Source organism: Arachidicoccus rhizosphaerae (assembly GCF_900107765.1).
Taxonomy (GTDB): Bacteria; Bacteroidota; Bacteroidia; order Chitinophagales; family Chitinophagaceae; genus Arachidicoccus; species Arachidicoccus rhizosphaerae.
The window spans coordinates 1-1,594 of record NZ_FNQY01000052.1; the positions used below are offsets into that span (position 1 = coordinate 1).

Here is a 1,594-nt window from a genome sequence, read left to right on the forward strand (position 1 = left end):
CATGTAGTCAGGCTAGCCGGAAATTTCAGAATTAAAAATTATTATAATGTGTTAATGACCACCTAGCGGTGAGTTATTGAGCAGACTCTAATTATCAACCGATTATTCATAACAATTATTAAAAGTAACAGTATGACGAGGAAAAACCTATTTAAAAAGCGGGGATTTGCCATGAGTGTCCTATTGATAGGCCTGGGCCTTATTCCGTTCACGTCGCAAGTGCAGGCGCAGGTGTCTTCTGCAACTGCCGGCAAGTTGCCAACAGAACAGTACCGTCCTGTCTATCATTTTACGCCACTAAATACATGGACCAATGATCCTAACGGATTATTTTACAAAGACGGTGTCTACCATTTATATTACCAGAATAACCCTTTTGATAATGTATGGGGGCATATGAGCTGGGGGCATGCCACCAGTAAGGACCTGGTCCATTGGCAACATCTACCGGTGGCTATACCGGAAATCAATAAACCGGATACCACTATCTCCATATTTTCCGGGTCGGCCGTGATAGATCCACAAAACACCAGCGGGTTCGGCCAGAAAGGCAAGGCTCCTATTGTGGCAATCTTTACGGGGGATCTACCTAAGCAAAAAAAACAGGCACAGTATATAGCCTATAGTAATGATAACGGCAATTCATTCTCGCTCTATACGGGCGATCCGGTCATCGACATTAACAGGCCTGATTTTAGGGACCCGAATGTTTTCTGGTACGCGCCCTCTAATAAATGGATCATGGCTGTTTCCCTGGTACATGAACACAAAATCAGGTTTTACGGCTCTGAAAACCTGAAAAACTGGGAGCCGCTCAGTGATTTTGGGCCGGCGGGATATACGGGTCATGACTGGGAGTGTCCGGCATTATTCCAGTTGCCTGTAGAAGCTACAGCTAATGGGAAAGAGAACGCAAAATTGTCAAAATGGGTGCTTCTTGTCTCTTGCTGGGGTACCAAAGGGCCTTATATGCAATACTTCATCGGTGAGTTTGACGGAAAAACCTTCCATAATGACAATCCGGCTGACCTGGATCTGACCGTGGACGACGGAGATTGCTTCTATGCGGCTATCCCCTGGCATCTGGGCATGAACAGGAAAACGCTGTTAGGCTGGCTGGTTCCGGGCAAAGTAGACGTCAATCCCTGGCGGGGGCAAATGTCCATCCCAAGAGATCTCTCTTTGCGGAGGACACCGGAAGGAATCCGGCTTTATCAGCGTCCTGCCGCATTAATTAGCAAGAACTTATCCCGCCAGTCAAAAGGAAAGAAGATCAGCCTTACTAATATCTCTTTAAATAACAATAGCTTCCATCCGGTTAGCTCCACTGGCAATAATAAGAATACGCAGATGGGTAATGCCTACTGGGCTGAAGCGACTATTGATGTAAATGAAGCTCAAAAAGCAGGATTCAATATTGCCCAGGACAGCCTGAATAACAATAAAGTTGTCGTAGGTTATGATGCAGAGAAACAGCTGTTATATGTTGATTTTAGCGCGTAAGCGTTCGGCTAGAACCGTCATTGCCTTTATGAGTAGCTAGATTAGATTTGCCGGCTAATTATTGGAATATGATCTCTTATTCAAATACTTG

1 protein-coding gene is annotated in these 1,594 nt (G+C 45.0%); it reads left to right on the forward strand.

Annotation, left to right across the window (positions count from 1 at the left end; translation table 11 throughout):
- Positions 1-132 precede the first annotated feature (132 nt).
- Positions 133-1,503: a glycoside hydrolase family 32 protein gene (locus tag BLU80_RS19330; RefSeq protein ID WP_091401615.1), complete on the forward strand. Its 1,371-nt coding sequence runs from the start codon at positions 133-135 to the stop codon at positions 1,501-1,503.
- Positions 1,504-1,594 lie beyond the last annotated feature (91 nt).